Below are 1,702 nucleotides of genomic sequence, written 5' to 3'. Positions count from 1 at the left end.
TTGCAAAATTAATTATTTCTTTATCTTTTATTGATCCAGCAGGTTGGACTACTGCTCTAACACCAGATTGAATTAATTTTTCAATACCATCTACAAAAGGAAAAAACGCATCTGAGGCAGCTACCAAATTATCATTCTGAAGATTAAATTTTTTCATTTTATTAATTGCTATTTGACAACTGTCTAGTCTACTTGGTTGACCAGAACCGATGCCAACAGTTGTTTCGTTAGATGCTAATACTATTGCATTTGATTTTACGTATCTGCATATATTAAAAGCAAATATAAGGTCTTTAAGTTGTTTTGATGTTGGTTTTCGTTTTGATACAATTTTAAAATTTTTGCTTGAGAATAAATTTAAGTCCTCTGATTGAAGCATTATACCTTGATTAAATGATACAAACTTAAGGTGTTCCCCCGATGTATAATTTGTACCATCAATTAATCTTAAGTTTTTCTTAGCTTTCAATATTTTCATAGCGCTACTATCAAAGCCATTTGCAACTACTACTTCCAAAAATAACTTGTTTAATTCTGCAGCTAAATTTCTTGTAATTTTAAAATTACAAGAAATTATACCACCAAAAGCACTGATAGGATCACAGCAAAGAGCAGACTTATAACTTTCTAAATGATCTTTTTTTGCAGAAACCCCACATGGGTTTGAATGTTTAACTATAACTGTTCCTTTACCTTTTGGTAAAGACTTTGAAATAGTTAGAGCACTAAATATGTCATTATAATTGTTATAACTTAGTTGTTTTCCATGAATTTGTTTTAAATTTATGTTTGAGCTATTTGAATAAATTGCACTTTGTTGATGAGGATTTTCTCCATATCTAAGCTGCTCAATTAAATTTGCATGAAAAATTTTTTTACTAGGGAAAATAGTGTTAGTTTTTTTATTAAAATAACTTGAAATTACAGAGTCATAATAAGCCGTTTCAGAAAATGCTATTCTAGATAGTTTTTCTCTAAAATTTAGAGAAGTAGATCCTCTAAATTTTTTAAGTTCTCGAATTAATTCCTCATACTGGTCCGAAGATGTTATTATAGTTACATCTTTATAGTTTTTAGCTGCTGATCTAACCATTGTTGGACCACCAACATCTATTTTTTCTAAAATTTTTTTATGATTTCTTGTTTTTTTTAAAGTTTTTTCAAATGGATAAAAATTAACAATTACTAGATCAATATCTTCAAAATTATTATTTTTTAAATCTTTTAAGTGAGATTTTTTTTCTCTTTCATTCAAAATTCCTGCATGAATTTTCGGATGAAGGGTTTTTACTCTACCCTCCAAAATTTCAGGAGAATTAGTGAATTCAGATACTTCTAAACATTTAAATTTTAGTCTTTTAATTTCTTTATAGGTCCCACCAGAGCTAATTATTTTTATTTTGTTCATTTTTAAAATATTTAGTACTGGTTTTAAGTTTTTTTTATCAGATACAGAAATAAGTGCTGTTTTGATTTTCTTTCTCATTATAATTTACTGATTTCCCATTTAATTACCTGCTCTTTTATATTGTTCATTCCCGAGATGTAAATATTTTGATTTTCTTTATATGAATTTTTATTACCGAAATATAATCCATTATCAATATTAATATCAAAGTTATCACAATTAAATTTCCAACCTTCCTCATCTATTTCGATTAGTATAGATTTGTTATCTTGCGTTTTCATTACTTTTGAATTT

Annotated in this window: 1 protein-coding gene and 1 pseudogene; both read right to left on the bottom strand. The window is 27.0% G+C overall.

Going from position 1 to position 1,702, the window contains the following annotated elements:
• The coding region (gene purH, locus AMO08_RS00085; RefSeq protein ID WP_075484198.1) for a bifunctional phosphoribosylaminoimidazolecarboxamide formyltransferase/IMP cyclohydrolase at window positions 1-1,486 on the bottom strand (1,486 nt) is incomplete at its 3' end.
• A pseudogene (locus AMO08_RS00080) lies at window positions 1,486-1,702 on the bottom strand (heparinase II/III family protein); the annotation flags it as partial. The gene purH and the pseudogene AMO08_RS00080, both read right to left, overlap by 1 nt.

This window comes from Candidatus Pelagibacter communis, from assembly GCF_001180205.1.
Lineage (GTDB): Bacteria > Pseudomonadota > Alphaproteobacteria > Pelagibacterales > Pelagibacteraceae > Pelagibacter > Pelagibacter ubique_O.
This window is presented reverse-complemented; position numbering and strand designations above follow the sequence as displayed.